This is a genomic window from Enterobacter sp. WPR_3_1 (genome assembly GCF_003635055.1).
GTDB classification, from domain to species: domain Bacteria; phylum Pseudomonadota; class Gammaproteobacteria; order Enterobacterales; family Enterobacteriaceae; genus Enterobacter; species Enterobacter ludwigii.
The window spans coordinates 205,818-220,167 of the sequence record NZ_RBXU01000014.1 but is presented as its reverse complement, the minus strand read 5'-3'; the positions used below and the strand labels follow the sequence as shown (position 1 = coordinate 220,167).

Below are 14,350 nucleotides of genomic sequence, written 5' to 3'. Positions count from 1 at the left end.
GTTCGGTGCGGTGTTTTTTGCCCTCACCCCTCTGGGGAGAGGGATGGGGTGAGGGGATAACATAATCCTCCCCCCAAAGGCAGTACTTATAACAATAACCCCACTCTCTACAAGGCTCGGGGTGCCCGGAAAGGGCAAATACAGGTCAGCGACAACGCATGGCATAACGCCATAATCAGGAAATTAAACTATGTGTGGAATTGTTGGCGCAGTTGCGCAGCGTGATATTGCTGAAATCCTTCTCGAAGGTTTACGTCGTCTGGAATACCGTGGTTACGACTCTGCCGGTCTGGCAGTTGTGGATGCAGAAGGGCATATGACCCGTCTGCGTCGTCTCGGTAAAGTGCAGATGCTGGCCCAGGCTGCGGAAGATCATCCGCTGCACGGTGGCACGGGTATTGCGCACACCCGCTGGGCGACCCACGGCGAACCGTCTGAAGGCAATGCGCACCCGCATGTGTCCGAACACATCGTGGTCGTGCATAACGGCATTATCGAAAACCACGAACCGCTGCGCGAAGAACTTAAAGCGCGCGGCTATACCTTCGTCTCTGAAACCGACACCGAAGTTATTGCTCACCTGGTTCACTGGGAGCTGGAGCAGGGCGGTACACTGCGTGAAGCGGTGCTGCGCGCGATCCCTCAGCTGCGCGGTGCGTACGGTACGGTAATCATGGATTCACGCGATCCGTCCACGCTGCTGGCCGCACGTTCCGGTAGCCCAATGGTTATCGGTCTGGGCATGGGCGAGAACTTTATCGCCTCTGACCAGCTGGCACTTCTGCCGGTTACCCGTCGCTTTATCTTCCTGGAAGAGGGTGATATCGCGGAAGTGACGCGTCGCAGCGTGACGGTATTCGATACCAAAGGCGAGCCGGTGAAACGCCCGGAGATCGAATCCAATCTGCAGTACGACGCAGGCGACAAAGGCGCTTACCGTCACTACATGCAGAAAGAAATTTACGAGCAGCCGAACGCCATCAAAAATACCCTGACCGGGCGCATCAGCCACGGCGAGGTGGACCTGAGCGAACTGGGTGCCAACGCCAATGAGCTGCTCGGTAAGGTTGAGCATATTCAGATCGTGGCCTGCGGTACCTCCTACAACTCCGGTATGGTCTCCCGCTACTGGTTTGAATCCCTGGCCGGTGTTCCGTGTGACGTGGAAATCGCTTCAGAATTCCGCTACCGCAAATCCGCGGTGCGTCGTAATAGCCTGATGATCACCCTTTCCCAGTCTGGCGAAACGGCGGACACCCTGGCGGCGTTGCGTCTCTCTAAAGAGCTGGGTTATCTGGGCTCTCTGGCCATCTGTAACGTGCCGGGTTCTTCGCTGGTTCGTGAATCCGATCTGGCGCTGATGACCAACGCAGGCACGGAAATCGGCGTGGCCTCCACCAAAGCATTTACCACTCAGCTGACCGTTCTGCTGATGCTGGTGGCGAAACTGGCGCGCCTGAAAGGGCAGGATGCGGCTGTTGAGCATGACATCGTTCATGGCCTGCAGGCGCTGCCAAGCCGTATTGAGCAGATGCTGTCTCAGGACAAACGCATTGAAGCGCTGGCGGAAGATTTCTCTGACAAACATCACGCCCTGTTCCTCGGCCGTGGCGATCAGTATCCAATTGCGCTGGAAGGCGCGTTGAAGCTGAAAGAGATCTCCTACATCCACGCGGAAGCTTACGCAGCAGGCGAGCTGAAACACGGCCCGCTGGCGCTGATTGACGCAGACATGCCGGTCATCGTTGTAGCACCTAACAACGAACTGCTGGAAAAATTGAAGTCCAATATCGAAGAAGTCCGCGCCCGCGGTGGTGTACTGTACGTCTTCGCCGATAAAGACGCCGGCTTTGCAAGCAGCGACAATATGCACATCATCGAGATGCCGCATGTGGAAGAGGTGATTGCCCCTATCTTCTACACCGTTCCGCTGCAGTTGCTGGCCTACCACGTCGCGCTGATCAAAGGCACTGACGTTGACCAGCCACGTAACCTGGCGAAATCGGTCACCGTAGAATAATCCCCTCAGGCTCCACCTTCGGGTGGAGCTTTTTTACCCTTCCTGGTTTGTTTTTAATCAACCCATCCGCATTTTTATTTATGACAATCTGTCATCTTCAGCTACTTTTTTCAGTGTCACATAAAGAAAATATTTCTGAAAACTTGCTGTCATGTAAGTGGTTAACTAGATGATAATTAAATGAATTTTTACTGATATTTAAGTTAAATTTTCATTGTCATAAAACTGTCATAATTCGTACATTTATCTGTCACCTGTTTGTCCTATTTTGCTCATCGTAGCCACTAAACAACGATTTACGAAAATCTTGCAGGAGACATTATGAAAGTTATGCGTACCACTGTCGCAACTGTTGTCGCCGCGACCTTATCTCTGAGCGCGTTCTCTGTATTTGCAGAAGCAAGCCTGACTGGCGCTGGTGCAACCTTCCCTGCGCCGGTGTATGCCAAATGGGCGGATACCTACCAGAAAGAAACCGGTAACAAGGTTAACTATCAGGGTATCGGCTCCTCCGGTGGCGTAAAACAAATTACCGCGAATACCGTTGATTTCGGCGCATCAGACGCTCCACTGTCTGATGACAAACTGGCGCAGGAAGGCCTGTTCCAGTTCCCGACCGTTATCGGTGGTGTTGTGCTGGCCGTTAACATTCCAGGCCTGAAATCAGGCGAGCTGGTCCTGGACGGCAAAACCCTGGGTGACATCTACCTCGGTAAAATCAAAAAATGGGATGACGAAGCCATCACCAAACTGAACCCGGGTGTCAAACTGCCTTCGCAGAACATCGCAGTGGTTCGTCGTGCAGATGGTTCCGGTACCTCTTTCGTTTTCACCAGCTACCTGGCGAAAGTGAACGAAGAGTGGAAATCTAAAGTCGGTTCCGGCTCTACCGTTAACTGGCCAACCGGTCTGGGTGGTAAAGGCAACGACGGTATCGCCGCGTTCGTACAGCGTCTGCCTGGTTCTATCGGCTATGTAGAGTATGCGTACGCTAAGCAGAACAACCTGTCCTACACCAAACTGGTTTCTGCCGATGGCAAGCCAGTCAGCCCGACTGAAGAGAACTTTGCTAACGCTGCAAAAGGCGCTGACTGGAGCAAATCCTTCGCTCAGGATCTGACTAACCAGAAAGGCGATGGTGCGTGGCCAATCACCTCTACCACCTTCATTCTGGTTCACAAAGAGCAGAAGAAACCTGAGCAGGGCGCTGAAGTGTTGAAGTTCTTCGACTGGGCGTACAAAAACGGCGGCAAACAGGCTAACGCTCTGGATTACGCCACCCTGCCGGACAACGTGGTTGAGCAGATTCGCGCTGCATGGAAAACCAACGTGAAAGACAGTAGCGGTAAAGCATTGTATTAATTTAGTATTCTGACGAAAATGGCGGGTGGCGCTCGCGCTATCCGCCGATTTCGTAAACGCGTTTAACAGAAGAGTGATTTATGGCTGCAACAAAGCCTGCATTTAACCCTCCGGGTAAAAAAGGTGACATGATTTTCAGCGCGCTGGTCAAACTGGCTGCGCTGATTGTGCTATTGCTGCTGGGCGGCATTATCGTGTCCCTGATTTTCTCCTCCTGGCCGAGCATCCAGAAATTCGGTTTCTCCTTCCTGTGGACCAAAGAGTGGGATGCGCCGAACGATATCTACGGTGCGCTGGTGCCGATTTACGGCACGCTGGTGACGTCGTTTATCGCCCTGCTGATTGCGGTGCCGGTGAGCTTTGGTATTGCCCTGTTCCTGACGGAACTGGCGCCGGGCTGGCTGCGACGTCCACTGGGTATCGCCATTGAACTGCTGGCCGCTATTCCAAGTATCGTGTACGGCATGTGGGGCCTGTTTATCTTTGCTCCCCTGTTCGCAACGTACTTCCAGGAACCGGTGGGTAATGTTCTCTCCGCCATTCCGTTTGTCGGCACCCTGTTCTCTGGCCCGGCTTTCGGTATCGGTATTCTGGCTGCGGGGGTGATCCTCGCCATTATGATTATTCCGTACATTGCGGCGGTAATGCGCGATGTCTTCGAACAAACCCCGGTGATGATGAAAGAGTCGGCCTACGGCATCGGCTGCACCACCTGGGAAGTTATCTGGCGCATCGTCCTTCCGTTCACCAAAAATGGGGTGATTGGCGGCGTCATGCTGGGGTTAGGCCGTGCTTTGGGTGAAACCATGGCGGTGACCTTTATTATCGGTAACACCTACCAGCTCGACAGCGCCTCCCTCTACATGCCGGGTAACAGTATTACTTCCGCACTGGCGAATGAATTTGCCGAAGCGGAATCCGGGCTGCACGTCGCGGCGCTGATGGAACTGGGCCTGATCCTGTTTGTGATTACCTTCATTGTGCTGGCGATCTCCAAGCTGATGATCCTGCGTCTCGCAAAAAATGAGGGGGCACGCTAATGGCAACTCTCGAAATGCAAAGCACCACTGCGCTGGCGGAATCCCGTCGCAAAATGCAGGCGAAGCGTCGTTTCAAAAACCGCGTTGCGTTGACGCTCTCAATGGCAACGATGGCGTTCGGTCTGTTCTGGCTGGTCTGGATCCTGTTCTCGACCGTTGTGCGCGGCATCGACGGGATGTCGCTGTCACTGTTCACCGAGATGACGCCGCCGCCAAATACGGCGGGCGGCGGCCTGGCGAATGCCCTGGCGGGCAGCGGTTTGCTGATCCTCTGGGCGACGGTAGTTGGTACACCGCTTGGCATTATGGCGGGGATTTATCTGGCGGAGTACGGGCGTAAATCCTGGCTGGCAGAGGTGATTCGTTTCATTAACGACATCCTGCTGTCTGCGCCGTCTATCGTGGTCGGTCTGTTTGTTTACACCATTGTGGTGGCGCAAATGGAACACTTCTCCGGCTGGGCAGGTGTGATTGCGCTGGCGCTGCTGCAGGTACCTATCGTCATTCGTACCACCGAGAACATGCTGAAACTGGTGCCGGATAGCCTGCGTGAAGCGGCTTACGCGCTGGGCACGCCGAAGTGGAAAATGATCTCCGCGATTACGCTGAAAGCCTCCGTATCGGGGATCATGACCGGTATCCTGCTGGCCATTGCCCGTATTGCAGGCGAAACGGCGCCGCTGCTGTTTACTGCCCTCTCCAACCAGTTCTGGAGTACGGACATGATGCAGCCGATCGCCAACCTGCCGGTGACGATTTTTAAATTTGCGATGAGCCCATTCGCGGAATGGCAGCAGCTGGCCTGGGCCGGGGTGCTGATCATTACCCTTTGCGTACTGTTGCTGAACATTCTGGCGCGCGTCATTTTCGCGAAGCAGAAACACGGTTAAATTTTTACGGCGCGGCAGATCGCGGCGCCGAATGAGGAAATGAGTCAATGAGTATGGTTGATACTGCCCCGGGTAAGATTCAGGTTCGTGATTTGAACTTCTACTACGGCAAATTCCATGCCCTGAAGAACATCAACCTGGATATCGCCAGGAACCAGGTCACGGCATTTATCGGTCCGTCTGGCTGTGGTAAATCCACGCTACTGCGTACCTTTAACAAAATGTATTCGCTCTATCCGGAGCAGCGTGCCGAAGGTGAAATCATCCTGGACGGCGATAACATTCTGACCAACAGCCAGGATATCGCCCTGCTGCGTGCAAAAGTCGGGATGGTGTTCCAGAAACCGACGCCGTTCCCGATGTCCATCTATGACAACATCGCCTTTGGCGTACGTCTGTTTGAAAAGCTCTCCCGTACGGATATGGATGAGCGCGTTCAGTGGGCTTTGACCAAGGCCGCATTATGGAACGAAACCAAAGATAAGTTGCACCAGAGCGGTTACTCTCTCTCCGGTGGTCAGCAGCAGCGTCTGTGCATTGCGCGTGGTATCGCCATTCGCCCGGAAGTGTTGTTGCTGGATGAGCCGTGTTCAGCTCTGGACCCGATCTCAACCGGCCGTATTGAAGAGTTGATCACCGAGCTGAAGCAGGATTACACCGTGGTTATCGTGACCCACAACATGCAGCAGGCTGCGCGTTGTTCCGATTACACGGCGTTTATGTACCTGGGCGAGTTGATTGAGTTCAGTAATACGGACGATCTGTTCACCAAGCCCGCTAAAAAGCAAACAGAAGACTATATCACCGGTCGTTACGGTTGATTCAGGAGCGCGCTATGGACAATCTCAATCTTAACAAACACATTTCAGGCCAGTTCAACGCAGAGCTGGAAAGTATTCGCACTCAGGTGATGACCATGGGTGGCATGGTTGAGCAGCAGCTTTCCGATGCCATTACCGCGATGCACAACCAGGACAGCGAGCTGGCAAAGCGCGTTATCGAAGGTGATAAAAACGTCAATATGATGGAAGTCGCCATTGATGAAGCCTGCGTGCGTATTATCGCCAAGCGTCAGCCAACGGCGAGCGACCTGCGTCTGGTTATGGCGATCATCAAAACCATCGCCGAGCTGGAGCGTATTGGTGACGTTGCAGATAAAATCTGCCGCACCGCGCTGGAGAAATTCTCTCAGCAGCACCAGCCACTGCTGGTGAGCCTCGAGTCGCTGGGTCGTCATACCGTGCAGATGCTGCATGACGTACTGGATGCCTTTGCGCGTATGGATCTGGACGAAGCGGTACGTATCTACCGTGAAGACAAAAAGGTCGACCAGGAGTATGAAGGCATCGTGCGTCAGCTGATGACCTACATGATGGAAGACTCCCGTACGATCCCAAGCGTCCTGACCGCGCTGTTCTGCGCGCGCTCAATCGAGCGTATCGGTGACCGTTGCCAGAACATTTGCGAATACATCTTCTACTTCGTGAAAGGACAGGATTTCCGTCACGTTGGCGGCGATGAGCTGGACAAGCTGCTGGCGGGTAAAGATCCGAAAGAGTGATGCGCTAACATGCCCGGTGCTGCTGCGCTTACCGGGCCTGCGAACCTTATAGGCCGGATAAGCGTCAGCGCTATCCGGCTTTTTTTCAGCGAGTAATATTCCACCCGCGAGCCTTCCACAATTCTGGCAGCTGCGCCAGATCGGTGAAGGTCGTCACTTTTGGGTGATCGATCGGTTTGTTGTGCGGATCGGCGCAGAAGTAAAACACCTCCATACCCGCATCAATTCCCGACTGCGCTCCCGCAGAAGAGTCATCCACCAGAATGCAGTTCGCCACGTTAACGTTCATCGCTTTTGCTGCGTGGAACATCAACGCCGGGTCTGGCTTCCAGCGCTGGATATCGTAGCCGCTGAACAGTTTTTCCGGGAAGTGGTGCAACATTTCAAGCTTACCCAGCGAGTGCTGCATTTTGCTGACCGGACCGTTCGAGACCACGCAGATGGGCACCGTCATCGCATCCAGAAGCGCATTCGCCCCGGCAATGACCTCCAGCTCGGAGTCGAAGAGGCGTGCGACCTCGGCGCGGTAGACCGGCTCCAGATCTGCTTTCGCCAGATCCACACCGTGCTCTTCGTTAATGATGTCGATGATCTCGTAGAGCTTCACGCCTTTAAAGCGTTTAAACACCTCTTCGAGATCCAGCGTAATGCCAAATTCCCTGAACATGGTCACATACGCGCGGGAACAAATGACCTCACTGTCGACCAGCGTACCGTCGCAGTCGAAAAATACCGCTTCAATTCCGGACATGCCTTTCCCTTTTTACAAGTTTAACGTTTACGTACGGCAGTTTAATGAGACGCAATCGTTGCCGTATAAGCAAAATCAATGAAAAAATGTCTCTCGTAACCGCCACTATTGTCGCATTTTGGTATAGGATAGCGACGAATTTTCCCTCCTTGTTCGGAAATTGATGATGAGTCAACAACACACTACCCAGACATCTGGTCAGGGTCTGCTTGAGCGCGTGTTTAAACTGCGTGAGCACGGCACAACGGCACGCACCGAAGTGATCGCCGGTTTCACCACCTTCCTGACGATGGTCTATATCGTTTTTGTTAACCCACAAATTTTGGGCGTTGCTGGCATGGACACCAGCGCCGTCTTCGTGACCACCTGTCTGATCGCTGCGCTGGGCAGTATCCTGATGGGTCTGTTCGCTAACCTGCCCGTGGCGCTGGCCCCGGCAATGGGTCTGAACGCTTTCTTCGCGTTCGTGGTCGTCCAGGCGATGGGTCTGCCATGGCAGGTCGGCATGGGCGCTATCTTCTGGGGCGCGGTTGGCCTGCTGTTGCTGACCATTTTCCGCGTACGTTACTGGATGATAGCCAATATTCCGGTGAGCCTGCGCGTGGGCATTACCAGCGGTATTGGTCTGTTTATCGGCATGATGGGTCTGAAAAACGCAGGCGTTATCGTGGCTAACCCGGACACGCTGGTGAGCATCGGTCACCTGACCTCGCACAACGTGCTGCTGGGCGTGCTGGGCTTCTTTATCATCGCTATCCTGGCTTCGCGCAATATTCATGCGGCCGTGCTGGTTTCCATCGTGGTCACCACGCTGCTGGGCTGGATGCTGGGCGATGTGCAGTACAAAGGGATTGTCTCCGCGCCACCGAGCGTGTCTACCGTCATTGGGCACGTCGATCTGGCTGGCTCCCTGAACCTGGGTCTGGCGGGCGTGATTTTCTCCTTCATGCTGGTTAACCTGTTTGACTCCTCCGGTACGCTGATTGGCGTGACCGACAAAGCCGGCCTGGCGGATGAGAATGGGAAATTCCCGCGCATGAAGCAGGCGCTGTTCGTTGACAGTGTCTCCTCTGTCACCGGCGCGTTTATCGGTACATCGTCTGTTACCGCTTACATTGAATCCTCTTCAGGTGTCTCTGTGGGTGGCCGTACCGGTCTGACGGCGGTTGTGGTGGGTATCCTGTTCCTGCTGGTGATCTTCCTGTCGCCGCTGGCGGGCATGGTGCCTCCGTATGCAGCAGCCGGCGCGCTGATCTACGTGGGGGTGTTAATGACCTCCAGCCTGTCGCGTGTGAAGTGGGATGATTTAACCGAAGCGGTGCCTGCGTTTATTACCGCGGTGATGATGCCGTTTAGCTTCTCGATCACCGAAGGTATCGCGCTGGGCTTTATCTCCTACTGCGTCATGAAGATTGGTACCGGTCGCTTCCGCGACCTCAGCCCGTGCGTCATCATTGTGGCGCTGCTGTTTGTGCTGAAGATTGTTTTTATTGATGCCAAATAAACAGAAAGCCCTTTTCGACGAAAAGGGCTTTTGTGTTTTCGCCCTCTCCCTGTGGGAGAGGGCCAGAGTGAGGGCATCAGGCTACGTTTAAGCTTTCACTCGCTTAATATAATCACCAAACGCGGTCAGCTGGCCAGAAAGATGGTCACGCGTACTTTGATCCACCACCTCACCCGTCTGCGGGTCGACCTTGTTCTGAATCACGCCCCCCATAAATTCCGGTTTGTTCATTACCATCGCATCCAGGAAGACCAGGATCTGACGCAGATGGTACTGGCAGCGTGCCCCGCCAATCGCGCCCATAGAGCTGGTCTGGATCAGCACCGGTTTACCCGACAGCGGTTGCTCCGGGAGACGGGATAACCAGTCAATGGCGTTCTTCAGGCCACCCGGGACGGAGTAGTTATATTCAGGCGTAACAATCACCACGCCGTCGGCCTGGCGGATCTGCTCTGCAAGCGCTTCTACGCTCTGTGGAAACCCTTCTTCCTGCTGCACATCCGCGTCGTAAAGCGGAATGTCGCCAATCGATGGCAGGGCGCTAATGTCCATACCTGCCGGTGCCAGCTGAGGCAGCGTGCGGGCAACCATCCCGTTAAATGAACCTTTGCGCAGGCTTCCCAGTAACGTAACAACTTTCAACGTATCAGACATGATTACTCCTGTTTCATCATGATGACCCTGAATGGATCAGCTAAGGGTATATGCTTTTTCTGCCGGTAAACTGGTTAATCTCATCAGGCGCGCGGCGGGTTCGTTGGCTCGCTCGGGCACATCCGGAAGGCTACTCCATCCGTGTTGACTGTCAAATTCCCAGATTTTCAATCGTTCGATGGCGGGGGTCACCGCGATGGACCAAATCAGTACGTCTTCGGCATCGCTGAGCGCCTCTACCAGCGTGGCTTTAGCGGAACGCAGACGTCCGGAGCCTGGAAGCAATTGCAGCAGGCTGGCGTCGTCTGATGCACAGCCACAGAGCTTTCGAATGCTCTGGCGTAAGGTAATGAGCTGAGCTCTGGCCTCGATGGGATCGTTCTGGTTACGCACCCACAGCTTTTCATTACTGGAAAGCGGGTAGTCATCGTGCGGGTTCGCGCCGTGGAAGCCGCGGGTTGCGTGCTGAAGCTCCATGTCCAGGCCGCAATCCCCTTCAGTAGTGAGCGCGACGCCAATGATATTGCCCGTATAGGCAATGGAGAAACGCGGCAGCTCCGGGTCGGCAAAGACCGGGCGCCCTTCAGGTTGGGTGAGGATATCCGGCAGTTCACTGGTGCCGTACAGCATGAACATCAGCTCAGCGAGAAGCGCGCGGGATGCCAAAAACCGCGTCCGGCGATGCTCCGGCAGTTTACGTGCTTCCTGGTGACACGCGGATGAAATTCTGGCCGATACGAGATGTCCCTCTGTCAGTATCCCTCTTGCAAAGTGCGTTGCCATTTTTCGCTCCTTGATAATGGTCGTATTCGGTTAAACGGTTACATGATTATCGCTTAACTTGCCTTCTGTTTTAATCAGTAAATGGGAGTAAGAGAAGCCTGAGGACCCAACTTTACATTTTCTTAGGCAAAAATAAGCGCTGGAGCGGCATATAGCGCTTTGATTGTCTCACGGAGCCAGAGGATTTTCGGATTATGGCTGTTTCGTTTATGCCAGATCAGCGTGAAAGGAACGGTCAGTTTTTCAGCCAGGGCTTCATCAATGGGAATGGGCAGGGCGATCAGCTTACGCTGGTGGAGTTGATTATAGTGATGGCAGTAGTGTGGCGCCGTGGCGATGTAGTTATGGCCGGGCTGCGCCGCCATAAACATCGACTGTTCGAAACCGGGCAGGCTCATGGCGATATTGCGCTCACGTCCCATCTCTCTGAGCACCTCATCAAGCGCCCAGGTGTCGCTGCGCTCCCAGAAGATGCTGATATGCGGATAGCGCAGGAAAGTCTCCAGGTTCCACTCCTCCTGAAGAGCCGGATGATCTTCGCGCAAATAGACGCAGGGACGGTCGCTGAACAGAATTTCGTAGTCGATAAACCACGGCATGAGCTTCAACAGCTCGCGGGAGCGCGGATGCGTTTCACGGCCCGTGAAGCCAAGATCGACTTCTCCGCGCGTAATGGCATCCACCGAGTCGTAATCCCAGTGGCGCATCTTTACCGTGGCCTGTGGATAGCGCTGATTGACCTGCTCGAGCAGGGCATTAAAACGGATCAACATCAGAGGCGTTTCCGCGGCCAGCACGAACGTCAGCCCGCCCGGGGAGTCATGATGGAATTTATCGAGGATCTGATTGCCAATCTGCATCCAGTCGGCCAGATCCTGCTCCAGGCTCATCGTCAGCGGTGTCGGCAGCAGGCCTAACGGTGTTTTCACAAACAGCGGATCGTCAAACCAGTCGCGCAGTTTCGCCAGCGATTTACTTACCGCGGACGGGGTTACGTTCATCCGTTTCGCGGCTTTGGTTACGCTGCGCTCCTGCAGCAAAAGCTGCAGACACAACAACAGGTTAAGATCGAGACTGCTGATTGGCTTCTTCATAATGGGCCGCGGGCTGGATGACCATAAGTAAGGTGATGCAGAGCATGCTACAACCAATCAGAATCCCGATCAGCATATTGAGCGCATTAAGGCCGATGACCGCCGCCAGCCATATCCACAGCGACGAACCGCAGACCTGCGCAATACCCAGCACCGAGCTTGCCACACCCGCGCGCAGCGAGAACGGGCCAAGCGCCTGACTCATCGCCACGCCAAAGCCGACAGAGAAGCCGGCGCAAATCAGCGTAATCCCTACCAGCATCAGCGCGTGTGTGCTGGTGGTCGCCAGAATCCCCCCCGCAGCGAGGAACAGCACCTGAGAGGTTAGCATGAGCGTGCGCTGACGGAAGATATTCAGTGCGAACGGCGTCGAGAACGAGACGGCCATACTGACCATCGCGGTGAGTGCCATCACGGTGGAATACTCACCGCGATCAAATCCCATGGTCTCCATCAGCAACACCGGGGAAACGTTTACATACGTCAGGATCACCGCCACGCTCAGTGTGGTAATGGCCAGGCGACTCAGGAAAAAGCGGTTTAGCAGCGTCTCGGCCGGATGAAGGGTTGCCGTATGGCCTGCGTTTTGCGAGCCTGGATGGGTCTCTTTCAGCACCGTGATCGAGAGGATAAAGACCAGCGCGCCCATGGCCGCCATCGTCCAGAACAGGCTCTGCCACGGGAATTTCAGCATGATCAGATAGCCCACCACCGGCGCCATCACCGGAATGATGCAGGTAATACCGTTGAGCATGGAAAGCACTTTGGCACGGCGCTGGGCGCTTAAGGTATCGCGCAGGATGGCGAAGGCCACCACATAACAGCCACCGGCACCTATCCCCTGGATAAAGCGTCCTGTCAGGAACAGGGTGCTGTCCTGGGCCAGGGAGCAGAGCATTGACGCCAGCGCGAAGATGATGGCACAGGTAATGGCCACGGGCTGACGACCCGCTTTATCCGCGATTTTCCCGGCAAATACCATCGATGATGCCATCCCGGCGAGATAGGCCGAAAACGCAATATGCAGCTGCGCCTCGCTGGCACCCAGATCGCGGGCAATGTGCGGCAGCCCCACCAGATACATATCAATACCCGATGGATAGAGCAGAACCAGCGCAAAACTACAAAACAGAAAACGAGCCATAAACCCCCCATAGATGCAGGCAAGCAGAATAGGGGGATAAAAGGGATTAGGCGAGTTGCCATTTGGACAAAGGTGATTTCCCGGGAGGAAATCACCCTTAATCAGCGGTAATTACTTGCCGATACAGAAGCTCGAGAAAATCCGTCCCAGCAGATCGTCCGAGGTAAATTCGCCGGTTATCTCACTCAGATTTTGCTGCGCCAGACGCAGCTCTTCCGCCAGCAGTTCACCCGCCCATGCGCCAAGCAGCTGCGCTTTCCCCTGATCGAGGTGGCGTGCCGCGTCTTCCAGCGCCTGAAGGTGACGACGGCGCGCAAGGAAGCCGCCTTCCATACTGGTATCAAAGCCCATGCTCTGTTTGAGATGGTTGCGCAGGTCGTCAACGCCTTCACCGGTACGGGCCGACAGGCGAATAAGTGAGTGGCCATTCACTTCACTGATACCCAGCGTTTCGCCGGTCACATCCGCTTTGTTACGCACCACGGTGATCGGCAGTTTTGCCGGCAGGCGGGCAATAAAGTCTGGCCAGATGTCCGCCGGATCAACGGCATCGGTCGTGGTACCGTCCACCATAAACAGCACGCGGTCAGCCTGCTCAATCTCTTGCCAGGCACGTTCGATACCGATGCGCTCTACTTCGTCACTGGCGTCGCGAAGACCTGCCGTGTCGATGATGTGCAGTGGCATACCGTCGATATGAATATGCTCACGCAGCACGTCACGGGTGGTACCGGCGATGTCGGTGACGATCGCCGCTTCACGGCCCGCCAGGGCGTTGAGCAGGCTCGATTTACCGGCGTTAGGGCGGCCCGCAATCACGACCTTCATCCCCTCGCGCAGCAGGCTACCCTGACGTGCTTCGGCACGCACCGCGTCGAGATCGGCCATCACGCTATTGAGCTGAGCTTCAATTTTACCGTCAGAGAGGAAGTCGATCTCCTCATCCGGGAAATCGATAGCCGCTTCGACATAGATACGCAGGTGAGTAAGTGCTTCCACAAGATGATTCACGCGCGCCGAGAACGCGCCCTGAAGCGAGTTCAGTGCGGAGCGGGCTGCCTGCTCGGAGCTGGCGTCGATCAGGTCAGCAATTGCTTCTGCCTGTGCGAGGTCAAGCTTATCGTTCAGGAAGGCACGCTCGGAGAACTCACCTGGCTTTGCAATGCGCAGGCCCGGCAGCGTCAGAATGCGTTTTAACAGCAGGTCGAGGATGACCGGGCCACCGTGGCCCTGCAGCTCCAGCACGTCTTCTCCGGTAAAGGAGTTCGGGCCCGGGAACCACAGCGCAATGCCCTGGTCCAGCGGCGTGCCGTCAGTGTCTTTAAACGGCAGATAATCAGCGTAGCGCGGCTTTGGCAGTTTACCCAGCACCGCTTCGGCGACCTCGCGGGCCTTCAGGCCGGAGATACGCAGAATGCCTACACCACCGCGTCCCGGTGGGGTTGCCTGGGCGACGATAGTGTCGTTATGGCTCATGGTTGGTCTCGTTCAATACAAATAAAAAAGGCGGTCAATCGACCGCCCTTATTTTAGCGTTAACTTACCGA

General features: G+C 55.1%; 13 protein-coding genes. 7 read left to right on the top strand and 6 right to left on the bottom strand.

Annotated elements, in window-relative coordinates; translation table 11 throughout:
• Nucleotides 1-190: 190 nt before the first annotated feature.
• The 6 genes from glmS (at nt 191) to phoU (ending at nt 6,873) form a co-directional block, all read left to right on the top strand.
• Entirely contained in the window at nt 191-2,020 is a 1,830-nt protein-coding gene (gene glmS, locus BJ887_RS20675; protein ID WP_121340357.1) for a glutamine--fructose-6-phosphate transaminase (isomerizing), read from the top strand.
• 321 nt (nt 2,021-2,341) lie between these two features.
• Nucleotides 2,342-3,382, top strand: a complete 1,041-nt coding sequence (gene pstS, locus BJ887_RS20670; protein ID WP_014172287.1) for a phosphate ABC transporter substrate-binding protein PstS — start codon at nt 2,342-2,344, stop codon at nt 3,380-3,382.
• A gap of 80 nt (nt 3,383-3,462) precedes the next feature.
• Complete coding sequence (pstC, locus tag BJ887_RS20665; protein ID WP_014172288.1) at nt 3,463-4,422, top strand: phosphate ABC transporter permease PstC; 960 nt, start codon at nt 3,463-3,465, stop codon at nt 4,420-4,422.
• Nucleotides 4,422-5,312, top strand: coding sequence for a phosphate ABC transporter permease PstA (gene pstA / locus BJ887_RS20660; protein WP_014172289.1), 891 nt, complete (start codon nt 4,422-4,424; stop codon nt 5,310-5,312). The genes pstC and pstA overlap by 1 nt, the downstream gene beginning before the upstream one ends.
• 47 nt (nt 5,313-5,359) lie before the next feature.
• A complete protein-coding gene (gene pstB / locus BJ887_RS20655; RefSeq protein WP_014172291.1) occupies nt 5,360-6,133 on the top strand; it encodes a phosphate ABC transporter ATP-binding protein PstB in 774 nt (257 codons plus the stop codon).
• 14 nt (nt 6,134-6,147) lie between these two features.
• Nucleotides 6,148-6,873, top strand: coding sequence for a phosphate signaling complex protein PhoU (phoU, locus tag BJ887_RS20650; protein WP_008500182.1), 726 nt, complete (start codon nt 6,148-6,150; stop codon nt 6,871-6,873).
• Nucleotides 6,874-6,958: 85 nt separating this feature from the next.
• Here the strand turns inward: phoU and yieH are convergent, their stop codons facing one another.
• On the bottom strand, nt 6,959-7,624 hold the full coding sequence (yieH, locus tag BJ887_RS20645) for a 6-phosphogluconate phosphatase (protein WP_014172293.1): 666 nt from the start codon (nt 7,622-7,624) through the stop codon (nt 6,959-6,961).
• A gap of 166 nt (nt 7,625-7,790) precedes the next feature.
• Here yieH and adeP point away from each other — a divergent pair, with 166 nt between their 5' ends.
• The gene (gene adeP / locus BJ887_RS20640) at nt 7,791-9,128 is read left to right on the top strand and encodes an adenine permease AdeP (RefSeq protein WP_025202716.1); all 1,338 of its coding nucleotides are present in this window, start codon (nt 7,791-7,793) and stop codon (nt 9,126-9,128) included.
• Nucleotides 9,129-9,215: 87 nt separating this feature from the next.
• On the opposite strand, the gene BJ887_RS20635 is transcribed toward adeP, so the two are convergent.
• The 5 genes from BJ887_RS20635 to mnmE all read right to left on the bottom strand — a co-directional run bounded on the left by BJ887_RS20635 (nt 9,216) and on the right by mnmE (nt 14,279).
• Entirely contained in the window at nt 9,216-9,782 is a 567-nt protein-coding gene (locus BJ887_RS20635) for an NADPH-dependent FMN reductase (protein ID WP_020882759.1), read from the bottom strand.
• 36 nt (nt 9,783-9,818) lie between these two features.
• Entirely contained in the window at nt 9,819-10,565 is a 747-nt protein-coding gene (locus tag BJ887_RS20630) for a 4'-phosphopantetheinyl transferase superfamily protein (protein WP_014172296.1), read from the bottom strand.
• A 122-nt stretch (nt 10,566-10,687) separates the two neighbouring features.
• The gene (gene yidZ / locus BJ887_RS20625) at nt 10,688-11,659 is read right to left on the bottom strand and encodes an HTH-type transcriptional regulator YidZ (protein WP_020882758.1); all 972 of its coding nucleotides are present in this window, start codon (nt 11,657-11,659) and stop codon (nt 10,688-10,690) included.
• On the bottom strand, nt 11,628-12,803 hold the full coding sequence (locus BJ887_RS20620) for an MFS transporter (RefSeq protein WP_020882757.1): 1,176 nt from the start codon (nt 12,801-12,803) through the stop codon (nt 11,628-11,630). Before BJ887_RS20620 ends, yidZ begins: the two co-directional genes overlap by 32 nt.
• Nucleotides 12,804-12,914: 111 nt before the next feature.
• The gene (gene mnmE, locus BJ887_RS20615) at nt 12,915-14,279 is read right to left on the bottom strand and encodes a tRNA uridine-5-carboxymethylaminomethyl(34) synthesis GTPase MnmE (RefSeq protein WP_014172299.1); all 1,365 of its coding nucleotides are present in this window, start codon (nt 14,277-14,279) and stop codon (nt 12,915-12,917) included.
• Nucleotides 14,280-14,350: the final 71 nt, after the last annotated feature.

Excerpts from the sequence above, each read along its gene's own strand:
- glmS (WP_121340357.1), top strand. The coding sequence starts at position 191 with ATGTGTGGAATTGTTGGCGCAGTTGCGCAGCGTGATATTGCTGAAATC.
- adeP (WP_025202716.1), top strand. The coding sequence starts at position 7,791 with ATGAGTCAACAACACACTACCCAGACATCTGGTCAGGGTCTGCTTGAG.
- phoU (WP_008500182.1), top strand. The coding sequence starts at position 6,148 with ATGGACAATCTCAATCTTAACAAACACATTTCAGGCCAGTTCAACGCA.
- yidZ (WP_020882758.1), bottom strand. The coding sequence starts at position 11,659 with ATGAAGAAGCCAATCAGCAGTCTCGATCTTAACCTGTTGTTGTGTCTG.
- BJ887_RS20635 (WP_020882759.1), bottom strand. The coding sequence starts at position 9,782 with ATGTCTGATACGTTGAAAGTTGTTACGTTACTGGGAAGCCTGCGCAAA.
- mnmE (WP_014172299.1), bottom strand. The coding sequence starts at position 14,279 with ATGAGCCATAACGACACTATCGTCGCCCAGGCAACCCCACCGGGACGC.
- pstS (WP_014172287.1), top strand. The coding sequence starts at position 2,342 with ATGAAAGTTATGCGTACCACTGTCGCAACTGTTGTCGCCGCGACCTTA.
- BJ887_RS20630 (WP_014172296.1), bottom strand. The coding sequence starts at position 10,565 with ATGGCAACGCACTTTGCAAGAGGGATACTGACAGAGGGACATCTCGTA.
- BJ887_RS20620 (WP_020882757.1), bottom strand. The coding sequence starts at position 12,803 with ATGGCTCGTTTTCTGTTTTGTAGTTTTGCGCTGGTTCTGCTCTATCCA.
- pstC (WP_014172288.1), top strand. The coding sequence starts at position 3,463 with ATGGCTGCAACAAAGCCTGCATTTAACCCTCCGGGTAAAAAAGGTGAC.
- yieH (WP_014172293.1), bottom strand. The coding sequence starts at position 7,624 with ATGTCCGGAATTGAAGCGGTATTTTTCGACTGCGACGGTACGCTGGTC.
- pstA (WP_014172289.1), top strand. The coding sequence starts at position 4,422 with ATGGCAACTCTCGAAATGCAAAGCACCACTGCGCTGGCGGAATCCCGT.
- pstB (WP_014172291.1), top strand. The coding sequence starts at position 5,360 with ATGAGTATGGTTGATACTGCCCCGGGTAAGATTCAGGTTCGTGATTTG.